Origin of the sequence: Oscillatoria sp. FACHB-1406 (genome assembly GCF_014698145.1) — a bacterium.
GTDB lineage: Bacteria > Cyanobacteriota > Cyanobacteriia > Cyanobacteriales > Spirulinaceae > FACHB-1406.
Map to the genome: position 1 here is coordinate 82,246 of NZ_JACJSM010000001.1, position 23,193 is coordinate 105,438.

Genomic DNA, 23,193 nt, shown 5'->3' on the forward strand with positions numbered 1-23,193 from the left:
GAACTCGAAAGAATCCTGCGCCCGCGCGCGAGAAAATATTAACCTATCCATCCACAATCGTCTGCGCGTCGGGATTCCAGTCATCCTCAACCGCAACGGTAGGTGCTTCGGCAATAGAGTTGCCAATTTTGGCAACCAGCGCATCCTCAGCCAGGGTGGCTGCGTCCGGATCGATTTTGCTCGGTCTGGCGTGCTGAACGTTTTCAGATTCTACCTTTTCCCAGGGCTGAGTTTCCCACTCGCTGGGCAGTACAGGTTCTCCTTCCGCCACTTGGATGTGTAGCGTTGAGTCCATCTCCAAAAAGTTCGCTGCGCCGGAATCGAGTAAGTCGCCATTGCGAAAGTTGTTCGCCAGAGATTGGCTGTACTCTTGAAAAGCGTCCCAGGAAAAAAATGCTCCTTGCTGGCGGGCGAGTTGGCGCTGTTCTTCTTCGAGTTTGGCACCAAACAAGCAAGCATTAGCAAGGTTAGCGCGATCGAGGTTTGCACCTAACAGATTCACCTGGGAAAGATTCGCTCCTTCTAAATTGGCTCGCGCCAGATTGCAATTGTGGAGATCCGCTCCGGCTAAACTCGCCCAGGAGAGATTCGCTCCCGAGAGGTTGGCTGAGACGAGATTCGCTCGATAGAGTTCGGCGATCGATAGATTGGCCCCCGCGAAGTTACTTTGGGGGAGCATAATCCGATGCAAGCGAGCGCCGACTAATTGAAGTTGGCTCAAACCTTGGCGCGCCCGCTCGAAAAAGCAGGTGGGAGAGAGAACAGCAGAACGCGCGATCGCGCTGGCAAAGCGATCGGCATCAAATCCTTGGGGCTGGTTGGGGTTGCCGCAAGGCCAAAACGGTACGCTAGTGGCGCGGGACAGAGAACACAGCAGCAGAAAAACGTTCAAACCAACAGCGGCATCGATCTGCAAGACATTGAGTGAATTTCCGAGCGCTTGCAAGCGGCCATAGGCTTCATGGGCAATGCCTTCATCAACCCAGCGTCCCTGACAGTGGGAGCGATAAAAGCGTTCGAGGCGATCGCACAAACCGATTAGCGAAAACTCCTTACTGCGCTTTTCCTCACGGCACAGCGATTCGACCAAAAGTTCTTCGAGTTCCATCGATAAGAGTCCGTAACCGAGTAGTTCGTAAAGATGGCGAGCGACATCCAAGGCTGAGGCAACCTCAAACGCGACTTCGCCGTAGCGATCGCGCTTTGACCGAACTAAGGCTTGTAAATTACGCGCGATCGCACCTGCGGCTAGAGATGTCCCCAAACTGAGGTGAGAGAAAGTAATCCGGCTGGGTCCTTGCGGAACCAGAAAACGATGATCCCAAATGCCACTGCTCGAGTAACTGCGCTCCGCGCTCCAAATTCCATCTCGATATTCTGCCGACGGCGGAGTCGATCGCGAAAAAAACATTGGGGGTAGGGGTAAACCCAGCGATGGCAAAGTCGTCAGTTTCGCCTTATCCTCCGTTCCGTCCGAGTCAATTTTCCAGGCTCCAGTGTGCCAGAGGGTGAGAGCAAACTGCTGAATCGATTCGCGTGCTTCTCGTAACGGTCTGCCAGCCAAAAGTGACGCGATCGCGTCCGCCCCGCGATTGGCATGAGCCATACCCTCCCGTACTCCTTCCGGCAGAAATTTCCGCCCGCGCGACTCTCCCAGCAACCAGCGGGTAAGCCGTTCGTAGACTTCAAACTTAAATTGCGGCAGCGACATCTCAAACAGTTCCCCATCGAGCAAACCATCGCGGTGCAAGATTCCCAATAAATAAAGCATTAAGGGCTGATGGACTAGCCGCGCCAACTGGGAATTGGGAAAGCGTTTGCCGAACAAACCGAGCGATCGCAAAAAAGTAAAATAACGATGGGAAATTTGCTTCGATTGCAACTTCGACCACTGAACGAACCATTGCTGTAAAGCGCCTCGATCCATCGGTTGAATCGAAAGGCGTTGGAGTTGGGCTTGTAGGGGAAAAAAGCTTCCGACCCGATAGCGGCGACTCAACCCCTCAAAAAAATTCGGGCTGCCGGTCAACAAAATCTTATGTTTGAGAGGGGGCTGACTGCTGAGGCATTGAGCGTGAAACTGCATCACTTGGTCCACTAAAGTATGGTGGTGGCGCAATTTGTACGGCGAGGGGGGCAGTTCGTCCAGTCCATCTAAAATTAACAATAAAGGCGGCGACTGAGGAGATAGCCACCCATCTGCTTCTGAAAAGCGTCCTTGAGGCAGCAAGCTTTCCAGAGTTTGTTCCAAGGTTTCGCCCAGTTCTACCTCGCCCAAACGAATCACAATCGGCATCCACTCCGGATAGCGCTCGCGGGCGATTCGACTGGCGAAGATTTGACAAAAACTCGATTTGCCACCGCCGGACTCCGCTTCAATCGCGGCGAGACTCTGAGTGTCTTGTAGTTGCGCGATCGCCCATTCATATAAATCAATGCGGTTTTCCTCAGATGCCTCGCCCTCCCAGGAGAGGGCAGCATCTACCAATACGGGAACACCTTTGAGAGGAACGTATAAATCTTGCAAAGAGAAGGTTGCGCCGAACATCGGTTCGCTTAACATTCTCATCAATTGCGCGCGGTAGCGTTCGCGTTCGAGGTCGATTGTCCAATCCGGTAGCTCGCTCTCGGGATCTCCATCGCCAACGAGCGGTATGCCCAGACCTACAAACTTCTGCAATTGGGCAAGCGGGATGGCATTTTCCGCAATTACCGCCAGTAAATGCCCGGGTAGTCCGTCCGTTAAGCGTTGGGCGATTAGTTGCGCTTCCGTTTCCTCTGCTCCATTCGTCACTAGCCACCCGATCGTCAACTTATTCATTTGCTGCACTAACAGCGAATCTCCCACCTCTACTAGCGCTTGTTCGGCTTGACTATCGCTGAGGCGGCCGGGACGCAGCGTTTGTAACAATCCTTGTAAATAAGGATCGCTAAAAGGGCGGGCAGTCTCCTCGCCGACGGGAACATTAGCGCGATGAATCCACGGTCGTCGCAGGCGCGCCTCTTGCTCTAAAATCTCCTGCAACGCATTGAGGTAGGCGATTTGAAAGGTCAACCACGTTCCTTCCGAGCGTTTGAGCGTTTTTTTGCGGCTGGCGAGGCGCAGCAAACTGACGGTTAGTTGGGCGATGGGCTTGGCGACTCGAACGCTCGCTCGCAAAGGTAATTCCAAAACATCCGCGACCGAACAAATATCGAAAGGGGTGAGGCTTTTGAGTTCCATTTCTTGGAGCGCGCGAAATGCTACCCCCGAAACTTCCACACCCGGACTCAAAAGATTGTCGAGGTCGATTTGGCGATCTACCAGCCATTGCCGAATATTGAAGCTCATTTCATTATTTTTGAGGAAAACTTGGTCGCTAAAGCCGAACTTGTCCTCCGAAGACACCTATCGGATCGAGCGGTTCGACCTGTAAAAGCCGATCGCTTCCTAAAAACATTGACTTGGAGAGACATATAGAGAAAAATAATCGAATTAAATCTCTTAAGAGAATCTACAGCAATCTGGATTTGTGGTTAAGTTCTCCTCCTTCACCCGGCAGTTTATTGCTCTTCGCTCCCTGTTTGGGCGCGCTAGTCTACTTCAGTTAACCCCGCGAAAGGGGAACCAGCGAACGATCCGGCTGGTTCGCACTTTGCACGACCGTTCCCACTTCGAGCGGAATTCGGCATCGCCCCAAAGAAATACGAGCAGTCGTTGGCAGTTGCTCCATCTGTGGTCGATCGCAGCACTCCTGCTCATTGGAACGACCGGACTGGGTACAAAATGGCTATTTCGCCATTGGTCGGCGAGTAGTTGTCAGACCATTCTGCCGATGACTTCCGATAGCGAACGCCTTTACTGCATCCAAGTTGCTGCTGAATCGGGTGACTTAGAGGCTTTGCTCGGAGCCATAGACCTGGTAGGAAGTTGGGACAAAAGTCATCCCTTGTATGTGGAAGGTCAGACCCTCCTGCGCGATTGGTCGAGTATGCTTTTCAATCTAGCACAACACCAACTCAATACTGGGCGTTTGGAAGCTGCTCTCGATTTGACGGACAAGATTCCGGTGAAAAGTCCCTTGTATCCGGAAGCTCGTCTGGCGATCGCGGCTTGGCAGCAGGAGTGGCAGCGGGGCGAACAAACGGTCGCTCAGTTTGAAACGGCGCTGCAACATCGGGAGTGGAAAGCGGCGATGAAGCAAATTGAGGGTTTTTCGACGTTTAAGATTGACTATTGGCGCAAGCAACGAGCGATCGAATTGTTAACGCGCTTGGGCAAGGAAAAGGAAGCGACAACAACGTTGCAAATGGCTCGGGATTTGGCCCAAACGCCGAACTCTGAATCTTTGGCAGAGGCGATTGCGCTGGCGAAAAAAGTCGATTCCAGTACCTATGTCGGTCGAGAAGCAAAAAGCGCCCAAACGCTGTGGAGTCGAACGTTATTGCAGATGACCGCCGAACGCCTCCAGCAGGAAGATTATGCAGGTGCGATCGCGACGGCGAAGGCGATTCCCCAAGGCGATGCCCTCTACCAAGAAGCCCAAGATTGGATTGCGCTCAGTCGCGCTTCGGAATCGGCGCAAAAAAATGATGTTAAAGCTATCCTCTTAGCCCTAGAAACCGTCCGTAAAATCGACCCTCACAGTCCCCTGTTCGCCCAAGCTCAAACTCGCGTCCAGGTTTGGCAGGCAAAAATTCAAGGATAATTCGTAGTTGGTAATTTACGTCTGATGTGCATTATCGAAAAGCCTTGATTTCCCTCACCCCCAGCCCCTCTCCCGATCCCCCCTAACCCCCCTTACTAAAGGGGGAAAATGCGAGGGGGGAAAGAACAGTAAGATCGATCTTTCTGGCTTCTAATTCACATTAGGCGTAATTTGTAATTGGCAGTAACAATTAACTGTTGTGCGATCTATAGGGTTTCCTCGGAGATTAAAAATGACTCAAACCATAGACTTATTATTGGTCAACGAGGAACCCTTATTCCAACAGGGATTAAGCGCTGCCTTGCGCGATTGCCCCGATCTGCGTGTTGTCAGCCAAGCGATCGCGAATTCCCCTCTCGAAGCTCTTCCCGGAGTCAGTCCCCGCGTTGCCGCAATTGAAGGGAGTTTATCGTCAATCTTGCAACAAGGGGAAGCGATCGCGCGCCTTTACCCAGAAGCTCGCAGACTCGCCCTCTGCGCGCCTCCCAACGCCCAACAACTCCACCAACTGCGCTCTGAGGGGTTCGCCGGTTACTGCCCGAAAAGCAGCACGATTGAGGAAATTGTTGCAGCAATCCGACAAATTGCTGCCGATCGCGATTATTGGTCGCCTGCTATCGCTGTGGGAATGCCCGTTGTCTCCGGATGGCCCGCCAATCGCTTTCAATCGTGGCTGTATGCGTCCTGTCAAACCGGACTCGATCGCATTGATACTGAATTGGAGGAGATCGCAAAAAAGCTCGCTGACGAGCATTTAGGAACGGTGGGTTGGCTGTTTTGGACGGGGCGACAGCGAGAATTACGCGCCGCCCGCGTTGCGATCGCGCAATTCTCCCCCGGTTGGACGATTATCGTTCCCGAATTCTCCTCCCGTTCCGGCGGCGAAACGTCAGGAGCGCTAGAAGCCGTTCGGATTGGGGAGATCGTTACTCCCGATCTTCCGTCCCCGACCGCCGCTTCTCTGTTCGATCGCGCTTCGACTCAAATTAAAATAGGAATGGAAAATCGCAGCGGTCAAACTTTAGAAATCGAGATTCTTCAGCCGGAAAAGCAACGAGAATTGCTTTATTTAGTGCTGCATCGGACGCAGGATATTATCGAGAAGTGGCGATTTTTAGAGATTGCTCCCGAACAGTTACCCGAGCGCCGGGTTCAGTTCTTTCAACAAGTTTGGCAAAGTTGCGTCCTTGAATTTATCGGTCAGTATCGCACCGCCGCGATCGTTCCTGCACTCCCGGCCATCGCGCTGCAAGATTCCTTGGAAATTGAGAGCGTAACGCTTCAGAAACTCCCTTTATCTCTTGACTTATTGACTTATTTGTTATACAGAGCGCCTTTAATTATCGATCGCGTTCCTTACAGTAGCGAAACCCCCGAAGCGATCGTGCGAGCCAACCTCCTGCTCGATAACGCCATTATCGCGATCGCGAATAGCGTCGTGCAATTCCTCCTTAATAATTTTCCTGAAGAAAGCACGCTTATTTATAACCTTTACCAACGCCGTTACTGGTCGTCCCGAGAAATCGCCCGTTTTCGTAACGATTTATCCTGGCAATACCGTCAAAACTACTATATCGAAGACCCCAAAGCTATCTTTGAAAGCCGTTATCGCCTGCTCGGTTTCGAGCATAATGCGATTAGAACTTTCAATGTTTTTGCATCACGCCGCGAGGAACTTGAAAACTTACAAGGATTGCGCTGGTTAGCCACCATTATTCTTGAAGCTCGAGACGCGATCGCGCCGCGACTGCGCGCCGGAATTGCTTTCCTAGGAAGCGGTGCAGTCTATCTCCTCACTCAAGTTTTAGGCAAAGCAATTGGATTAGTCGGGCGCGGAATTCTCCAAGGTTTCGGCAGCACTCTACAGGATAACCGTTACGGCAAACGCACTCGCCCCGATAAACGCTCTTAATTCTGGATTCAATTCATACTCGCGCTAGCATTAAAGTGATGAGGCTCGCCCCACTCCATGCGTTATGACAAATCATACCGATCCTTTCCAAGAAAAACCGCTTAAACGCTTGCAGATGTATTTTTGCTTGATCCCCGTGCTGGGGATCGTTCCAGCGTTGTGGATGCTTGTCCGTCAAGAAGGCGATCGCGAACAGCAAGCTGTCAGTCGTTTAGCCATTACCTTAGCCCTCGCTTGGCTGCTTGCTTATACTTCCTTTGCAGTTGGAGCGGCTCAAACTTCAGAAATCATCAAATTTCGCTTGCTCTTTCTCGACGGCTTGCTTGCGTCGGGCTATACTCTGACTTGTCTGGGTTTGATGCTGCGCTTATGGCGAAAAAAGTCGCTGCGTTTGCCGGGAATGAGCCAATGGTCGGAAAAGTTCGGGCCGAGGTTTTAAAGCGAGCCTGTCGAGAATTGATTGTTGGTTGGGGAATAATTGTTTTTGAAGGGGGACTAAAGGTGTCAGCCCTTCACTCTTAACGAGGTGCTAATGCTAAACTGGGTTCGATTTCCCGATTTTTACCAAGAATCGCTGTAGACGTTGCTAAGAGCGTCAAAAACCCCTTAGACTGCTCGTAAAATAATTGCCAAATTGAGAACACTTTGCGTGTGAGGAAACCTGTGTCAGTTCAAAAAACTCGAGAAATAAGCCGTTCGGAAAAAAAAGTGGTTCGGGCTGCTGGTCGAAAAAAACCGTCTAAGCGCGATCGCCGTCGGCATTTGTTGAAGTTGGGCATTGGTTTGAGTGCAGTGGGCGTTATTTCTGCTGCTGCGGGTGCATTGCTGGCGTTCTCTCTTTCGGCAACACCGCTACGGCAATCGAAATTGACACCGGAGGAAGCGGCGATTTTTGGGAATGACGCGATCGCGACTCAAAATCTCAAGCTTCCCTCACTGACGCGACCCGTTAATATTATTATTGTCGGAACAAAAGTCCTATCTTCGGATGTCGATCGCCCCTTGGAAGAATCGGGCTACGATAGTCTTGTAGACTCCTTTGAGGGTTTATCCGACACTTTGCTATTACTGCGGTTCGATCCGAAAAGCGAGCGCGTGACTTTGCTCTCGATTCCCCGCGATACCCGCGTTGAGATTGAAGGTCATGGCGTTGCGAAGATTAACGATGCTAATTTTATTGGCGGTCCGGCACTGACGGCAAAAACGGTAAGCAATCTGCTCGAAGGAATCCCGATCGATCGCTACGTGCGCTTGAACGTCCAAGGGGTGGAAAAGCTGATCGATGCGTTAGGGGGAGTCCGAGTTAATGTCCCCAAGGATATGAAGTATACGGATAATACTCAACATCTCTACATCGATCTGAAGAAAGGCGAACAAGTTCTCAATGGCGACCAAGCCTTACAGTTTTTACGCTTCCGCCACGATGAGTACGGGGATCTCGGACGGGTACAACGACAGCAAATGCTGCTGCGCGCTGCGATCGATCAATTACTCAAGCCCAGTGTTGTCGTGCGCATTCCCAAAATTCTTAAAGTCATTCAGTCTCATCTCGACACGAACTTAAGCGTCGAAGAGTTGGTGGCACTGTCGGGATTTACCGCACAAACCGATCGCTCTCAAGTTGAAATGTTAGTCCTTCCCGGCGATTTTAATGGGGACGGACGGCACGGAATTAGTTACTGGCTTCCCGATTCTAGAGGCATCGAACGGATGCTCGCCCAAAGCTTCGACCAAGGGTACAGCGAAGTTGAAACGCGATCGCCGGAAAACTTAAATATTGCGATTCAGGATAGTACCGGCGAGCCGGGAGCGGCTCGGGCTTTTGCTGCCAAACTCAGCGAGGCGGGATACCCGAATGTTTATATCGATCGAGATTGGCACGAAGAATTGAATGTTACCCGTATTGTCGCTCAAAAAGGCGATCGCGCCAGTGCTGAAGCCATGAAAAAAACTTTAGGATTGGGAGAAATTCGCGTTGAAAGTACGGGAGTTTTAACTTCAGATCTTACCATTCAACTGGGTAAAGATTGGCTCGAAACAGACAAGTCCCACAATGGGTTTGTCAATCAAAAATCCAATCGCGACTCTCAAGATCGCGGATAATGAAAGATGATTGACTTCGTTACAATAACGAATCCATCAAATCCATAATCCGGAGACTTTCTGAGGACAATTCAGGCAATTGTTTCTCGCCGTGAATGAGTTCGTATTCCAATAGCCCTTTCAAGGAGATGATCTTGAGACTGTTTTCGGCTAAGGTGGCTGCGATCGCCTCAGCCGCTGGCAAGTATCCGATCGCGCCTAAATCCATCAAGGCCGAGCGCCGCAGTTGCAATTTATCATCTAACAACGCCTCTTCCAGCCGCTTACCATATTTGTCTTCCCTTGTCAACTGATATAAAGCGCGAGCGGCAGAATATTGGACTTTGGGAACGGGATGCTCGAGAAAGGGTTGAATCGATGCGCTCGCATCGCTGGCTTGCAGCATCCCGATCGCTTCGAGAATCGCCGCATAAGGTTGTACTAAGTGCGGTTTACCCGCTTGCTCAACCGCCGCAGCTACGCCCCCCTCCAATAATCCCACTAACGCCGGAATTGCCGTCGCATCGCCCAACATTCCTAGGGCTTCGGCAGCAGACTCCCTCACGTAATAATCTTCGCACTGCAAGCAGTCGATCAGGGCAGACACAACGCGGCGATCGCCCAATTTTCCTAACGCTGTCGCGGCGTTTCGCCGCAGGGGATAGCCGCCGTCGGGCGTGCGGTCGGCTTCGTCGGTTAGCGCTGCCCACAGTGCTTCGACAGCTTCGGGCGTGCGGACGCGATTTTTGCCCAGCCACCAAGCCGCATAGTAACGCTGTCCCAAGTCTTCTTGTTGTTGCAACCGCGCGATCGCGCTTTGAGCCGTCCAAGACGAATCATCGGCAGAACTAACTTCTACCGATGATTCCAAGCCGGTCTGAATTTCTGGCTTATCGTTCACTGTTTCCTAACGATTGTTGGCTTTCTAACTCAGCATTCTCTTCTATAGAACGCTTACTGAGCCTTAATGCTAACAATTTTACCGCCCATACGATTGATACGTTGCATTTCTTCGTTCATGCGGCTGTAGGGAACGACGATCGAAATCGTGCTGCTGGAGCGAAACTGATAATTATTGCTGTCGTTGCTGGTATTTTGTTTTAAACCTTCAACTTCATAAATGAAAACGCGACCTTTTGCAGGGCTATCGGAGCCTCCAACCAGAGCAGAGCGACCAAGCATTGTTAAAATTCTCCTACTTTGAAATGTCACAAAAAAGAGTTAAATCGGGCGATCGAGGGTTAACGAAGCCGTTCCGAGCCGAGAAATTTCAATCTCGCTATCGTAACCGCACGCTAATGCCCCGATCGCCCGAAGATGTAGTTAATGAAGTTAACTACGCCGGGGTGATACTGGCAACTTTACCGCCTTGGCGGTTAATGATTTGCAGCGTGTTGTTAAGCTCTTCGTAAGGTACGATCCAAGCTTTGCTGGCACGGCGCACGCGAGGATAACCTTGCTTGCTCATCCCAGCGACTTCAATACGATAGAGGCGACCGGGAGTACCAAATGGCGTAACGCCACCGAGAGCGCGACTAGGCGTTCCGCCCGAAGCGCGCGAGCGGGAGGCGACGTAAGCCCAACCGTTACTGCTGTTGGAAGGAGCCACCACTGAGGAAACGCTATTGCGAGCCAATTCGCCCGCTAAACGTCCACCTTTGCTATTAAGTTGCGCGCGATCGCTATTCGCATAACCGCGATACAGACCCAACATCCGCGTAAAGCCAACGGTTCTGTGACCCGTTTGGACTTCAAAGCTATGAATGTAAGGGACGATATTTTCGCCAAAGTATTGGTTGTACTCGTCCGAATCGATATAAGAATCGATATCGGCATCGTACCCTTCGTTTTCGTAACGATCTAAGTGTTCGATAATTTCAGCTTCACTATAGGGCGCGCGTCCCAACAGATGCTTGAAATTAAGCTCGATAACCCGCGATTGGAAGTTGGGGTAGAAGAATTTATTCTTATACAGTTCCGACTTTGCAACGGCACGAACAAACTCTTTAACGCTGAGGGAGCCGTTCGCCAAGAGCGATTCTGCGCTCGTGAGGCGTTCCGACTTCATCAGGTAGTCGTTTCCGAGGACGTGGCGATAAACAGCATTGATGACGGCTTTCGCATCATCTGGACTCCAGTTAGGGCGAAGCTCTAAAGGCTCCATCTCAGCGAAGGCAGAAGTCCCCAACCGAGAGGCTGCGGTCGTAATTGCCATTCAGTTTTCTCCTTAAGTTATATTGGATTATTCACGCGCTAGGCGGGCGAAACCCCTAGCACTTTGCCACCCCGAGCGTTGATTTCTTGCAACTTGCTCGATAACTGCTCGTAAGGAACGAGGTACTCGAGGTTGCTGCGACGAATTTTTGCCATACGGCCGGGTTTTGGCGCTTGGATGGCCCGAACGCGGTAAAATTTACCTCGGCTGCCTCCCGAAACGCCGGCAAGCGCTTCTTGGGTAGAGCCAATGAAAACACGAGATGCCGTATTTTGAGCGACTTCGCGCGTCAGGCGGCCTGCTTGCACCGCGCGATCGCTCGTGGCATAACCGCGATACAGTTGGAACATTCGGCTGAAACCGACCGTTTTTTGACCGCGCTGCGTCTCAAAGCCGCGATAATACGGCACGATTGAGTCGCCAAAGTTTTCTTGATATTCGAGCGAATCGATGTAAGAATCGATGTCGGCTGCGTATCCCCGTTGATTATAAAGATCGGTATGATAAGCGACTTCTGACTGGTCGTAAATAGCTCGTCCCAGCAGGTGCTTGTAGTTCAACTCGATAAAGCGGTTTTGGGGAAGAGTATGAAAAAACTTATTGCGATAAACTTCCGACTGAGCCACTGCTCGGACGAAATCTTTAACGCTAATGGAACCATTGCGTAATAAAGATTCAGCGCTGGTTAAGCGCTCGCCTGCCATTAGGTGGTCATTCCCCAAGACTTGGCGATAAACCGCGCGAATCACAACTTCTGCATCTTCGGGAGAATAGTTCGGACGTAGCTCTACCCGTCCCGACTCCAGAAACGGTTCAAATCCCAACCGTTGGGCTGCTGCTAAACTTGTCATCTTTACCTCCGGATCTTACTTGCTTACAACGAGACCCGGAGAGGCAAACGATTGTTAACCCGATTGCTAACAACCCCCTGCTTTCCCGGGTCTGCGGATTTTAACTAGCTAGTCTAGCTCAGGGCATTGATAGCGTAATCGATGTAGCAGTTAGCTTCAGAGGCAGCATCGCCAGAGAGACCGTGGTTGGATTTGATGTGCTTGAGGGCTTCAACGTACCAGCTAGGAGACAATTCAAAGGTGCTGTTGATTTCATCTAAGCCAGCAACCAAGTATTCATCCATCGGACCGGTGCCACCAGCGATCAAGCAATAGGTGACCATACGCAGGTAGTAGCCGATGTCGCGAGCGCACTTGGCTTTACCTTCCGAAGAAGAAGCGTAGTTGGAACCATCCATTTGGGTGGTGTAAGGGAACTTCTTGTAAACAGCATTGGCTGCGCCTTCGGTTAAGCTTTGAGCTTTAGAAGCTAAGGCTTTAGCTGCTTCTAAACCAGATTTCGCTTGACGGAGACGACCAAAAGCGACTTGAAGTTCGGAGGTACTCAGGAAGCGACCTTGGGAATCAGCAGCAGCGACGGCTTCAGTCAAAGGGGTTTTCATAGTTTCAATATCTCCCGATTATTTTGCAAAGTTTTGGTACAAAGAATCCTCTAAGGTGCAAGCTAGGTTTAGCCCACAGCAGAAGCAGCAGCATCAAAGTAGCCTGCGATTTCAGACATTAATTGGCTGCAATCGCCTTGGGTAATACCGTTGCGATCGTTAGCAATTGCGATCGCGGCATCTTTCATTTTTTGAACGCCAGCAGCAACGGAACCGCCGGGAACGCCCAGAGCAACATAGGTTTCGCGTAAGCCATTCAGGCAGCGATCGTTGAGGACACTAGCATCACCAGTGAAGATTGCGTAGGTGATATAGCGCAAGATGATTTCCATGTCGCGCAAGCAAGCAGCCATACGACGGTGGGTGTAAGCATTTCCACCCGGAGCGATTAATTGAGGCTGTTCGGCAAACAGAGCGCGAGCGGCATTAGCGACGATCGTCGAAGAGCTACCGGTGATACGGTTAACGGCATCAATACGTTTGAGGCCATCGCCGACCATCGAGTTCAGCGCGTCGATTTGCGAATCAGAAAGGAAATCGCCACGAGCGTCAGCTTGGGAAACCACCCGAGTGAATGCGTCTAACATCGAATTTATCTCCTACTTGAGCTAAGTTTGAGTTTGGTTTGAAAAAAGGAGTTCCTCTTGGTCGGGCTTTGCCCTTGTCCCGAGGCAACTTGGCGGTTGGGGTGAAAGCGTATCTTTATCAGTCCGGGATACTCAAGGCTTTTCATTTTCTTGAGACCGTTTTCTCCTTAAGCCGGGAGAATATCTGACGGTTTCTTAACAAATCCCTAAAAACGAGTGGTTTTATGAGAGAGGTTACGAAAATGCGCGAGTTGAGATTCAGATTGACTTTGACTGCCTTCGTTTACCCTTCAGATAACTTTTATACAACGCTGTCGAGCTTTTTTTTGTTACATCTTGTTAAGTTTTTGAGGACGCTGGGTCTTAAACAAATTTAAACTTGACCCCTCGATCTCGCACTCGCTCAAGACTGAACAACTCTCCAAATTGGCAAGCTCGCTGCTCGACCCGACATTGAGTAAAGTCGCTTGCGCTCTGCTGTTAATCCTCCTGGCCCGGAATTGTAACGGGCGAGCTTAACGGCTCGGCTCTCGCTGACTTGATACTCCTCACAATTGAGGTTAAAGGATTGAGGCGCAAAAGGTATCGATCTTTACAGTTTTCAAAACAACTTAACAAAGCGCAACATAAAGATACGATAGGGCGATCTCAATGCACGAGAGGCGCGTTGATGATTCGAGCGAATGTGGGGGCAAACGAGTTCAGTCCCCTTCCTTCATCAACCACGGGCGTGCTTTTGGAGAAAATAGCCCACTAAATAAAGAGAACCGCAGAGAATGACCGGTAAATCGCCTTCAATGGCGACATTTAAACCAGAAAAGAGATCGGGGAAGGTTTGGACGACGACATCGGGACAAGTCGCGCGGGCAATGACAGCCAGAGCTTCGGGGGGAGCGCTATCGGGGTTGGGAACCGGTACGAGGTACAAGCGATCGCCGGGACGCAGCAGAGCGGCGAAAATATCGGCTCGATCCTTTGTCGAAAGGATACCCATCACCCAAGTCACGGGAGAATCGAGCGTATTGACGTATTGCCGTAGAGCTATCGCTGCGGCGGGATTGTGCGCGCCGTCAAGCAAAATCGAGCGTCCCTGCCACCTCGTCCATTGCAATCGCCCCAGCCAGCGGGCGTTTGCCATCCCCGCTTGAATCGCGGTTAGGGGAATTTTCCAACCCTGCTGCTGGAGAATTTGTAAACCCGCGATCGCGATCGCGGAATTCATTAACTGAAACTCTCCTAACAGCGATAATGAATACTCAATTCCACCATATTCTGCGCGATGTTCGCCCATTTTTCGCGCTGGAGCGACCCAGACTGCCGGACAATTTACGGCGACAATTCTTTCTCGCACAACCGCTTCAGCTTCGGGCGGCAATTGACCAACAACCACCGGACAATTATGCTTTAAAATTCCTGCCTTTTCGCGAGCAATATCGGCAACCGTCGGCCCCAAAACTTGCCAATGTTCGAGACTAATGGAAGTAATTGCTGTTAAGGCGGGTTTATCGCACACATTTGTTGCATCCAAACGTCCGCCCAAACCGACTTCGATAACAGCAATATCCACAGATTGCTGCGCGAAATACAACCAAGCAGCAGCCGTAATGACTTCAAATTGTGTCGGACTTTCAGCTTTTACGGCAATCGCAGCTTTAACCTGCTTCAAAATCCGTTCTAATTCTGTCTTCGCGATCGCTTTGCCATTAACACAAATGCGTTCTGTCCAATCAACTAAATGAGGGGAAGTATAACATCCGACGCGATAACCTGCGGCAGTCAGAACGGAGGAGAAATAGGCGCAGACAGACCCTTTGCCATTGCTTCCCGCAATGTGAATAATCGGAAATTCTTGTTGCGGATTTCCTAAGCCAGCAAGTAATTTCCGAATGCGATCGAGTCCGAGGTGAACGCCAAAGTGCTGTAACGAAGTTAAGATAGAGTCAATCGTGTCGGTCATTTCAGTTATCAGTAAGCAGCGATCGGTAAAGCGATTATTATTTTAAATCGAGGGAATAACACCAGTAATCTTGATAGGATTTTTCCCTAAAAGAAGGCTAAAACCCTTTTTTTTATTGAGGGCTGACAAGAAACACTCATTCAGCTAAAATTCAGAATTGCGCCCAATCCACTTAAAATTGTAAGAGTCCCCGATTTTAGAAAGCCTAAAATTAAGACGATGGAATTTTTCGAGAGCGAAAGGTTTAGCGAGATTGTTAGTCGGTGTAAGCATAGCGCGATCGGTAAGCATTTAGCCAGCGCTCTCTACGTTCATGTAAGCGCCCTTCCCGCGATCGATTTATGCTTGCAGGATTACGAAAAACTCGCTCGCAGCGCTACTGAAGGAGTGCCTAGCGCTACTCTAGTTAAATTTAACCTCGAGAAACCGACGCTCTCTTATCTTTTTTATCCTGACTTCGATCGCGATCCGCATCCCGCCCTACACGCCAGCATTCAAGTCAATTTATTAACTTTAACGGCAACCAGGCGAGATTACAGCACTGTATCCAATTCTCCCATTTTGCATCGCAAAGAAACTTTTGTTTTACCCGATTATCCTCACTACGCTCAATTTGCAGAACTGACACGCCAGGAAGAAGCATTAGGATTGCTTGCCAACGCTCGTTTTATTGGCACGCGCCGTCAATGGTTGCAACGGTTAGCCTTTCATGAAGTCGAAATTATCGACCATCAAGTTATTCAAAATTCAAAATCAACAGATCGAAATGAACAAGATATAGAAGTCATTCAAAATTTAATTGTTGAAATTCAAAGCGATCTAGAAGATAGAAGGGAAATTCAAAATGAGGGAATTATAGAAGAAAAAGTCGAACCTTCTGTTACTCTTATTGTACCGCCGGTTGAAATTGCGCGCCATCGAGCAGCAATTGCGCGCAAACAGTTATCGCGTCCGACGCGAGTTGTACTAGAAGCGGGATTGTTTGAAGAAGGAACGACGTTTTTTGATTATGGATGTGGGTACGGTTGGGATTGCGATCGCATCGCCGAACAAGGCTATACTAGCTCCGGCTGGGATCCCTACTATCGCCCCAACGTACCGAAAGTTGCGGCAGATATCGTTAATTTAAGCTACATTATCAACGTTATTGAAGACCCAAGCGAACGTAGAGAAGCGTTAATTAATGCTTGGGAATTAACCCAAAAAGTGTTAGTAGTCGCCGCGCAAGTTCTCATCCAAGATTCGTTTAGCGGACAAATTGCCTATGGCGATGGAATTATCACGCGGCGCAATACTTTTCAGAAATATTACGAACAGGAAGAACTAAAATTTTATATCGATCGCGTCCTCGAAGTCGATGCAATTCCGGTGGAGTTAGGGATTTACTTTGTCTTTCGCGATGCGACGCAAGCGGAAGCTTTTCGCGCTTCCCGATTTCGTTCCCGCGCGACAACACCGCGCATTCGCAAACAAGTCCGTCGCTTTGAAGACTACGAAGTCATGCTAGCCCCGCTGATGGCGTTTGTAACGGAACGAGGACGATTGCCGGTTAAAGGGGAATTAATACAAGAAGCGGAGATTTGGCGCGAATTTGGCAGCCATCGCCGCGCTTTTGATTTAGTGTTGCAAGCGACAGAGGAATCGGAATGGAGCGCGATCGCAGAAAAACGCCGCCAAGACCTTAAAGTTTATTTAGCGCTTTCTCATTTTGGCAAGCGTCCGAAAGCGAGCGAACTCTCGCCACCCGTAAAAGAAGATTTCAAAGCGTTATTTGGCAGTTACAAACAAGCCTGTTTGCTTGCAGATTTAATGTTATTTAGCCTTGGCGACTTGCAAAACATTACCGATATTTGTCGAACGAGTCCGGTGGGTAAAAAATTAACAAAAAGTTTTACCGTTCATTTCAGCGCTTTAGAAACGCTTGACCCACTTTTGCGGTTGTATGAAGGCTGCGCCAGTCGCACTTTTGGGCGTTTAGAATCAGTGACATTAGTTAGATTCCATCTCGATCGCCCGCAAATTTCCTACTTATTTTATCCCGATTTCGATCGCGACCCTCATCCCGCCCTAACAACCAGTATGCACGTTGCGCTCCAAGACCTCCAAGTTTTTTACCAAGAGTACGACGAAGACAATCCGCCCCTCCTCCATGAAAAAGATTTATTCGTTCTGCCCGACTACCCCAACGCCGAAAAATTCGCAAAATTAACCCAACAAGAGAAAGATTGGGGTTTGCTGGATGACTATCGCGCCATTCGATCGCGTCGCGGCTGGTTGAAGTGTTTGGAAGACCATTCTGCGATTCTAAAAAATCACCAATTAACGCGCTGTAAAGATGCCGACCCGTATAAATTAAAACTGTTGCGTGCAGCCGTTAGAACTCGTCAAAAAAAGCGAAGCCAAACCTAAAAATTGTTTGAAAGCTCATTAGCGTCAACTTAAGGTGAAACACTTAGCCCGCCAGGAACTCAAGTTCCTGCCCGATCGCTGAAACCCGTTGAAACGGGTTAAATACATTTGAATTTCCCAGTCCTATAAAGAGGACTTGAGTTATTAGCCTTGGGTTTGAACCCAAGGCGGGCTAGGTGAGCAGGTTTAAGCTTAAGTTGACACCAATGAACATTGTTATGCCCTCTTCGGGAATCGTGAAAAATTAATGAGAATTGGTATAAGAACGGTATCAGTCCGCTCGTTATCCATTGTCAATTACTCGACAGTTTCTCGCTTGCTGGCATAGGCAGAGGAACCGCCCAAGAAATCTTCCTCGCTATATCCTTCTTCTCCGTGAACGGGAACGTCAATCCCTTGCGTTTCAACTTCAGGATGGACGCGCAAGGGCATAATAGCTCCTAAAATTTTGAGTAGAACGAACGTGCCGACTGCTGCAAAAATGTAGGTCGCTGCAACCCCAACAAATTGCTCCCAAACCTGTACGGGATTGCCAAAGAATAAGCCATTATCGCCAAATTCATTGACGGCTTTAGTGGCAAACAAACCCGTCAACATCGCACCTACTGTTCCGCCAACGCCGTGAACGGGATAGGTATCGAGGGAGTCGTCGAACCGAAGTTTGGCGCGCCAACTGACGGCGTAGAAGCAGCAAACAGCCGTAATCGAACCAATCATAATCGCACCGATGGGAGTCACGAAACCAGCAGCGGGCGTTACGCCAACGAGTCCGGCAAGAAATCCGCTGGCGATGCCAATGGCGGTTGGTTTGCCGCGCAGCACCCATTCTAAAAGAACCCAGGTCAGTCCTCCAGCAGCAGTCGCGACGAGGGTAGCGACGAAGGCAACAGTTGCTAGCGCGCCCGCCCCTAATGCACTACCCGCATTAAAGCCGAACCAACCGAACCAAAGCAACCCGATTCCGAGAAGGACAAAGGGGACGTTATGGGGCGGCGTTTGGCGATCTGGAAAGGTGCGACGCGGCCCTAAAACCCAAGCGGCGACAACGGCAGAAACCCCCGAACTGATATGAACGACGGTTCCTCCGGCGAAGTCTAACGCGCCGAAACTGCCAATCCAACCTTTACCCCAAACCCAGTGGGCGAGGGGGGAATAGATGAAGGTTGACCACAGCAAAACGAACCAAAAATAAGCTTTAAAGCTCATACGTTCGACGATTGCGCCGGAGATGAGTGCGGGGGTGATGATGGCGAACATAAGCTGGTACGCCATGAACACTTCGTGGGGGATGGTGGGCGCGTAGCCGACGGGATCGGGCGCATCGAAGGCTACACCGTTCAGGAAAAGCCAATTCAAGCTACCGATGAAGGGATTGGCGGTGAAGGCGGGATCTGCTCCAGGAGTGATGGAGGTGGGGGCAAAGGCGAGGCTGTAACCCCAGAAGACCCAAGTTACGCCGACGATAGCCATTAGAATGAGGCTCATCATCATGGTATTGAGGACATTGCGCGATCGCACCAATCCGCCGTAGAAAAAGGCTAAGCCGGGAGTCATCAACAACACCAACGCTGAAGAGACGAGCATAAAGGCCGTATCGCCCGTATCGATTTTTGGGGCAGCGGCGGCAGCCTCCTGGGCCCAAGCCGCTTCAGTAAACGGCCCGCCCATTAGTCCGAGGGCAAGCAGCAAAACGATTAAAATTTTTGCCATACAATTGTTCTTCTTTGTCGATCTGAGATTAAAAAAGTAGGCAGGTGTCAATAACCCTGCAACAGCCCGCAGTAACCTTCCAGCACGAGCCCCCCCGCGCGACTCCTGCGGGTTTCATCGTTCGTAACGAGTTACGGTATATTGAGAAATTTTGGAGGATTTTGATAGGTGCAGCGCGTAAAATCAATACGCGAGAACACTAACGCTCTTCCTCGCGCTGAAAACTTTATTGATGTCAGCCGCTAGCTAGGCCAACTTCAAGAGTCATTCCATCAATTCCTGCAAGGCAATTCTGTATCTTAGGATACAGTTAGGCTTTTCTTAAGCTTGCAAGGGTGGAATTCTTCCGCGCTCGAATGTTGCGAAATATTTAATATTGCAGCGAAATGATATAAGGGTAACGATGAGTGTGATAACTTCTATTGATGTTAAATAAAGTTTAGCGGTCTCGAAGATTAAGGAGGGGAATACCTTGAATTTACAGCCTTCTCAACCGATGGATTCGTTCTCGCGCGAAGATATTAGCGAGTATGTTGCAGAGCTTCAACTCCACATGACGCTGCACGCTCGCCATTTGCTGCCTAACTTGAGTGAAGTCTGCGACAGCCGCCAACAAATGTTGCAGGAAACTCAAGCCTACGCGGAAAAGTTAGTTTCCCGCCAGTCAGTTTTAGGTTTTCGTTCTCTGTAATATCGATCGCTCAAAGTTGTAGCGATCGCGTTCTACTCGTTTTCATCGGTAAGTCCGAGGGAACGAGTAGTTTCACTGTTTAATTTTTCCTTGACAGTTTGCAAGATTTGTGCTTCCTCCGGAGTGATTTGGCTGTCGAGATCGGCGATTTTTTGGCATTGTGCTAAGAGCGGTACGGCAAAATCGGGATTCACTTGCTCCAGCAACGCTTCGAGGTCGGCGGGCGCGTCTAAATGGGCGGTAATAGTTTCGAGGGAGGCGGGCGCAAAATTAGCAGCTTGCAAGGCAGCTAAAACTTCCTCGCGACTGAGATTGGGGTTGCCCGTGCGGACGAGATGAGCGAGGATGCGATCCATAAGAGTTTGTTGGGCGATCGCGTCTTCAACGTAATCATTACTTTCTTCCTTCGCTTGCTCCAAAGCCTCCGGTAGTGGCTTATTAGAATTCAGCTTCGCTTCGTAAAACCGACAAGCGCCGTAGCCCAGAGCATACACCATCGCAGCATTGCTCCCCGCCCCGATAACGGCTCCCGCGATCGGCACGTTTCGCAACAACGCTTCCAAACCCAGATTCAGAGCGCGATTGCTACCTAAAGATAAACCGAAGATTGCCAAAACTTCCGCCTTTCGCTCCGGATCCTCTAAATCCAACCCGTACAAACCGGCGATTTGATAGACCATTTCTGCTTGCAGAAGCGTGGTTGAAGCCACGTCAATCGCTAACATCGGTACGACAGCACCGGGCAATAAGCTGGTTGCCAAACCCGAACCGCCAGCGAGCATCGCCTTTTGTAACATTACACGATGCGCGATCGCGCGCGGGCTTTCGTTCGGATACTGCTGCTTTAACTGCTCGACTTCGGCTTGCGCCTTCACCGCATCCACTTCGTCAAGCAGCGCGATTAACCAATCGGCTTTAAACGCTTTCGCGAGTTGCTTCAAACCGGGAGTATTATCAATCGCTGCTAAAAGCTGTCCCGTTCCTCCCGCCAGCTTCCCCGCCGTGCCGCCGAGCGCGCTAGCCGCTCCTTTCATCGCACCGCCCGCTTTCGCCGCCGTCGTTCCCAGCGCCCCGCCAACGGTTTCTCCCGCACGTCCTGCCGCCGAACCGACAGCACCCGCCACGCCTGCAACGGTTTCTCCCGCGCGTCCAGCGGCATCTTTAGCCGTTTCGCCCGCGCGTCCTGCCGCCGAACCGACAGCCCCCGCTACGCCTGCAACGGTTTCTCCCGCACGTCCAGCGGCATCTTTAGCCGCTTCCCCCGCGCGTCCGGCCGCCGAACCGACAGCCCCCGCAATCGCGCCCAGCCACCCGGATTTCGAGGGTGTGTTTTGCTTGGGCTGTTTTCCCTCAGCGATCGCAAATTCCTCTTCCCAATCCGGAAACTCATCGCCGCTCTTTTTAGCGTAGACTTTCACCTGGCGAATTTGGGTCAGCGCTAAATCCTGGAGTGCTTGACGGAGCGGCGGGAGAAGCGAACGTTCTGGAGTGCTTTCCCCAGAAAGCATCACTTGCAACAGGGCTTTCTCAACCGAGACTTTAACGGTCAGTTGTTCGGAAGCTAAGGCTTGCTGGAGGAAAGATGCGATCGCGTTAGGATCGCCTTCTCGAGCCGCTTCGATCGGGTTGATTGGATTCATTGCTTTGACAAGCGATCGCTGAATAATTTCGATATTTTAAAAGAATGGACAATTGACAATGGGCATTAATTGGCAATTATCAATTATTACAATCGTTGTCCATTGTCAATTATCAATTATCCATTATGACAAGAGGCTTTCAGCGTACTGGGAGCGGCAAAGTTACCTTCTAAGCGAATATTGCGATCGTTAGCGTGGAGATGGCGCAGAATTAAGTAGATCGATTCGACGCGATCGCTCGCCCCAATTTTATCGGCTAATTCTGCCACAGAAAGCGGAGCCGCAGTCTCCTGTAAAGTTTCAACGACTTGTCGCTGCAACTCCAACACTGAAGCGGCAGCCTTTTTACCCGCTTCCACTCCCGGTTGGTGGTAAGCATTAATATTAATCAAACTGGCATACAGGGTAACAGTCCGCTCGTACAGCGCGATTAACGCGCCCACTGTCCGCGCGTTAACCTCGGGAATGGTAACGACAATGGAATCGCGATGATTTTCATACAACGCTTGGCGCGTTCCTTGCAGCAAACCAGAGAGATAATCTCCCGAAGTTACGCCCTCCTCAACTTCTACCGATGCGCCTTGACGATCTTTCAGCACTTCAATAAAGGTCAGGAAAAAGTTCGGCACGCCCTCGCGCAGTTGTTGCACGTAAGCGTGTTGGTCGGTGCTGCCTTTATTGCCATAAACGGCAATCCCTTGATAGACAGTATTGCCGTCGAGATCTTTTTCTTTTCCGAGCGATTCCATCACCAATTGTTGTAGGTAGCGACTGAACAACAACAAGCTATCTTTGTAAGGCAAAACAACCATATCTTTTTCGCCTTTACCGTTACCCGCGTAATACCAAGAAAGGGCGAGAAGGGCGGCGGGATTGGTTTTGAGATCGGGGCGGCGAGTAGTTGCGTCCATCGCTTTTGCCCCTTCGAGGAGTGCGCGAATATCGATTCCTTGGAGGGCAGCATTAACTAACCCCACAGCCGATAATTCTGAGGTGCGCCCTCCTACCCAATCTTCCATCGGAAAGGTGGAAAGCCAACCTTCAGATTTTGCGAGTCGGTCGAGTTGAGAATCAGTGCCGGTAATCGCGATCGCGCGGGCGGGGAAATTGAGTTCGCGGGCTGAAAAAGCTGCTTTCGCCTCTAGCATTCCGTTGCGTGTTTCCGGCGTACCGCCCGACTTAGAAATAACGACGACGAGGGTGGTGCTGAGGCGATCGCCAATTTGCGCGATCGCTTTGTCGAAGCCTTCCGGGTCGGTATTATCGCTAAAATGTAGTGTCAGGGGCGCATCGATGGGGGCAAGCGCTTCCGAGACGAATTGCGGCCCCAAGGCCGAACCGCCAATGCCAATCGAAAGAATATCGGTAAACTTGCTGGCATCGGGAGGGTGAATCTCGCCGCTATGGATTTGACGGGCAAACGTTTCGATTTTTTCGAGGGTTGCAACGATATCTTGTTTTAATTCCGGCGTGGGTGCTAGATCCGGATCGCGCAGCCAATAGTGACCGACCATGCGGTTTTCATCCGGATTCGCGATCGCACCGCCTTCGAGGGCTTCAATATCCCGAAAAGCTTTCGCTAAGCGCGATCGCATCTGTTCGACAAACCCACTCTCGAAGCGCATTCGGCTGATATCGAGGTAAAATCCTAAGTTTTCGTCGTAGTACAGCCACTCTTGATAGCGCTGCCATAATGCCGCATTATCCATAAAATGATTTCATTCCGCTCAACCATTGCCTAGTGTACGCGAGCGCCTCCCCGCTTCTGAATTTGTAGATCGATAAATTTACACTTTGGGCGACGGAAGTCAGAGATAATTGACAATAGCAACTGATAATTGAGAATTTT

The 23,193-nt window shown here is 50.4% G+C and carries 17 protein-coding genes; 6 read left to right on the forward strand and 11 right to left on the reverse strand.

The window, feature by feature from the left end:
- Positions 1 to 43: 43 nt before the first annotated feature.
- Positions 44 to 3,388 carry a pentapeptide repeat-containing protein gene (locus H6G50_RS00345; protein WP_347239834.1) on the reverse strand — a complete coding sequence of 1,115 codons (3,345 nt, stop codon included), beginning with the start codon at positions 3,386 to 3,388 and terminating at the stop codon, positions 44 to 46.
- A gap of 247 nt (positions 3,389 to 3,635) precedes the next feature.
- On the opposite strand from H6G50_RS00345, the gene H6G50_RS00350 reads away from it, so the two are divergent.
- The 4 genes from H6G50_RS00350 (at position 3,636) to H6G50_RS00365 (ending at position 8,703) form a co-directional block, all read left to right on the forward strand.
- Positions 3,636 to 4,688, forward strand: coding sequence for a hypothetical protein (locus H6G50_RS00350; protein ID WP_190712162.1), 1,053 nt, complete (start codon positions 3,636 to 3,638; stop codon positions 4,686 to 4,688).
- Between the two features lie 232 nt (positions 4,689 to 4,920).
- Positions 4,921 to 6,600 (forward strand): DUF3685 domain-containing protein, encoded by a 1,680-nt coding sequence (locus H6G50_RS00355; RefSeq protein WP_190712164.1) that lies wholly within the window; start codon positions 4,921 to 4,923, stop codon positions 6,598 to 6,600.
- Between the two features lie 64 nt (positions 6,601 to 6,664).
- Complete coding sequence (locus H6G50_RS00360) at positions 6,665 to 7,039, forward strand: hypothetical protein (RefSeq protein ID WP_190712166.1); 375 nt, start codon at positions 6,665 to 6,667, stop codon at positions 7,037 to 7,039.
- A 224-nt stretch (positions 7,040 to 7,263) separates the two neighbouring features.
- Positions 7,264 to 8,703 carry an LCP family protein gene (locus tag H6G50_RS00365; protein WP_190712168.1) on the forward strand — a complete coding sequence of 480 codons (1,440 nt, stop codon included), beginning with the start codon at positions 7,264 to 7,266 and terminating at the stop codon, positions 8,701 to 8,703.
- A gap of 19 nt (positions 8,704 to 8,722) precedes the next feature.
- Here H6G50_RS00365 and H6G50_RS00370 read toward each other — a convergent pair whose 3' ends face one another.
- The 7 genes from H6G50_RS00370 to H6G50_RS00400 form a co-directional block, all read right to left on the reverse strand.
- The gene (locus tag H6G50_RS00370) at positions 8,723 to 9,553 is read right to left on the reverse strand and encodes a HEAT repeat domain-containing protein (RefSeq protein ID WP_199302660.1); all 831 of its coding nucleotides are present in this window, start codon (positions 9,551 to 9,553) and stop codon (positions 8,723 to 8,725) included.
- An 83-nt stretch (positions 9,554 to 9,636) separates the two neighbouring features.
- Complete coding sequence (locus H6G50_RS00375) at positions 9,637 to 9,864, reverse strand: phycobilisome linker polypeptide (protein ID WP_190712171.1); 228 nt, start codon at positions 9,862 to 9,864, stop codon at positions 9,637 to 9,639.
- Between the two features lie 154 nt (positions 9,865 to 10,018).
- Positions 10,019 to 10,897 carry a phycobilisome linker polypeptide gene (locus H6G50_RS00380; RefSeq protein ID WP_190712172.1) on the reverse strand — a complete coding sequence of 293 codons (879 nt, stop codon included), beginning with the start codon at positions 10,895 to 10,897 and terminating at the stop codon, positions 10,019 to 10,021.
- Between the two features lie 38 nt (positions 10,898 to 10,935).
- On the reverse strand, positions 10,936 to 11,748 hold the full coding sequence (locus H6G50_RS00385) for a phycobilisome linker polypeptide (protein ID WP_190712174.1): 813 nt from the start codon (positions 11,746 to 11,748) through the stop codon (positions 10,936 to 10,938).
- Positions 11,749 to 11,861: 113 nt separating this feature from the next.
- Positions 11,862 to 12,350, reverse strand: a complete 489-nt coding sequence (gene cpcA, locus H6G50_RS00390; RefSeq protein ID WP_190712176.1) for a phycocyanin subunit alpha — start codon at positions 12,348 to 12,350, stop codon at positions 11,862 to 11,864.
- 68 nt (positions 12,351 to 12,418) lie between these two features.
- The gene (locus H6G50_RS00395; protein ID WP_190712178.1) at positions 12,419 to 12,937 is read right to left on the reverse strand and encodes a phycocyanin subunit beta; all 519 of its coding nucleotides are present in this window, start codon (positions 12,935 to 12,937) and stop codon (positions 12,419 to 12,421) included.
- 718 nt (positions 12,938 to 13,655) lie between these two features.
- Positions 13,656 to 14,894 (reverse strand): folylpolyglutamate synthase/dihydrofolate synthase family protein, encoded by a 1,239-nt coding sequence (locus H6G50_RS00400; protein ID WP_190712180.1) that lies wholly within the window; start codon positions 14,892 to 14,894, stop codon positions 13,656 to 13,658.
- A 219-nt stretch (positions 14,895 to 15,113) separates the two neighbouring features.
- On the opposite strand from H6G50_RS00400, the gene H6G50_RS00405 reads away from it, so the two are divergent.
- Positions 15,114 to 17,303: a DNA phosphorothioation-associated putative methyltransferase gene (locus H6G50_RS00405; protein ID WP_190712182.1), complete on the forward strand. Its 2,190-nt coding sequence runs from the start codon at positions 15,114 to 15,116 to the stop codon at positions 17,301 to 17,303.
- Positions 17,304 to 17,600: 297 nt separating this feature from the next.
- Here H6G50_RS00405 and H6G50_RS00410 read toward each other — a convergent pair whose 3' ends face one another.
- Positions 17,601 to 19,013: an ammonium transporter gene (locus H6G50_RS00410; RefSeq protein ID WP_190712184.1), complete on the reverse strand. Its 1,413-nt coding sequence runs from the start codon at positions 19,011 to 19,013 to the stop codon at positions 17,601 to 17,603.
- A 496-nt stretch (positions 19,014 to 19,509) separates the two neighbouring features.
- On the opposite strand from H6G50_RS00410, the gene H6G50_RS00415 reads away from it, so the two are divergent.
- A complete protein-coding gene (locus H6G50_RS00415; protein WP_190712972.1) occupies positions 19,510 to 19,704 on the forward strand; it encodes a hypothetical protein in 195 nt (64 codons plus the stop codon).
- 32 nt (positions 19,705 to 19,736) lie between these two features.
- Here the strand turns inward: H6G50_RS00415 and H6G50_RS00420 are convergent, their stop codons facing one another.
- Positions 19,737 to 21,344 (reverse strand): hypothetical protein, encoded by a 1,608-nt coding sequence (locus H6G50_RS00420; protein ID WP_190712186.1) that lies wholly within the window; start codon positions 21,342 to 21,344, stop codon positions 19,737 to 19,739.
- A 116-nt stretch (positions 21,345 to 21,460) separates the two neighbouring features.
- On the reverse strand, positions 21,461 to 23,053 hold the full coding sequence (locus H6G50_RS00425; protein WP_190712188.1) for a glucose-6-phosphate isomerase: 1,593 nt from the start codon (positions 23,051 to 23,053) through the stop codon (positions 21,461 to 21,463).
- Between the last annotated feature and the right edge of the window lie 140 nt (positions 23,054 to 23,193).

What these genes read in the sequence shown, in the direction of transcription:
- H6G50_RS00360 (WP_190712166.1), top strand. Translation starts at nt 6,665, where the DNA reads ATGACAAATCATACCGATCCTTTCCAAGAAAAACCGCTTAAACGCTTG.
- H6G50_RS00380 (WP_190712172.1), bottom strand. Translation starts at nt 10,897, where the DNA reads ATGGCAATTACGACCGCAGCCTCTCGGTTGGGGACTTCTGCCTTCGCT.
- H6G50_RS00420 (WP_190712186.1), bottom strand. Translation starts at nt 21,344, where the DNA reads ATGAATCCAATCAACCCGATCGAAGCGGCTCGAGAAGGCGATCCTAAC.
- cpcA (WP_190712176.1), bottom strand. Translation starts at nt 12,350, where the DNA reads ATGAAAACCCCTTTGACTGAAGCCGTCGCTGCTGCTGATTCCCAAGGT.
- H6G50_RS00375 (WP_190712171.1), bottom strand. Translation starts at nt 9,864, where the DNA reads ATGCTTGGTCGCTCTGCTCTGGTTGGAGGCTCCGATAGCCCTGCAAAA.
- H6G50_RS00425 (WP_190712188.1), bottom strand. Translation starts at nt 23,053, where the DNA reads ATGGATAATGCGGCATTATGGCAGCGCTATCAAGAGTGGCTGTACTAC.
- H6G50_RS00395 (WP_190712178.1), bottom strand. Translation starts at nt 12,937, where the DNA reads ATGTTAGACGCATTCACTCGGGTGGTTTCCCAAGCTGACGCTCGTGGC.
- H6G50_RS00355 (WP_190712164.1), top strand. Translation starts at nt 4,921, where the DNA reads ATGACTCAAACCATAGACTTATTATTGGTCAACGAGGAACCCTTATTC.
- H6G50_RS00385 (WP_190712174.1), bottom strand. Translation starts at nt 11,748, where the DNA reads ATGACAAGTTTAGCAGCAGCCCAACGGTTGGGATTTGAACCGTTTCTG.
- H6G50_RS00400 (WP_190712180.1), bottom strand. Translation starts at nt 14,894, where the DNA reads ATGACCGACACGATTGACTCTATCTTAACTTCGTTACAGCACTTTGGC.
- H6G50_RS00405 (WP_190712182.1), top strand. Translation starts at nt 15,114, where the DNA reads ATGGAATTTTTCGAGAGCGAAAGGTTTAGCGAGATTGTTAGTCGGTGT.
- H6G50_RS00410 (WP_190712184.1), bottom strand. Translation starts at nt 19,013, where the DNA reads ATGGCAAAAATTTTAATCGTTTTGCTGCTTGCCCTCGGACTAATGGGC.
- H6G50_RS00415 (WP_190712972.1), top strand. Translation starts at nt 19,510, where the DNA reads ATGGATTCGTTCTCGCGCGAAGATATTAGCGAGTATGTTGCAGAGCTT.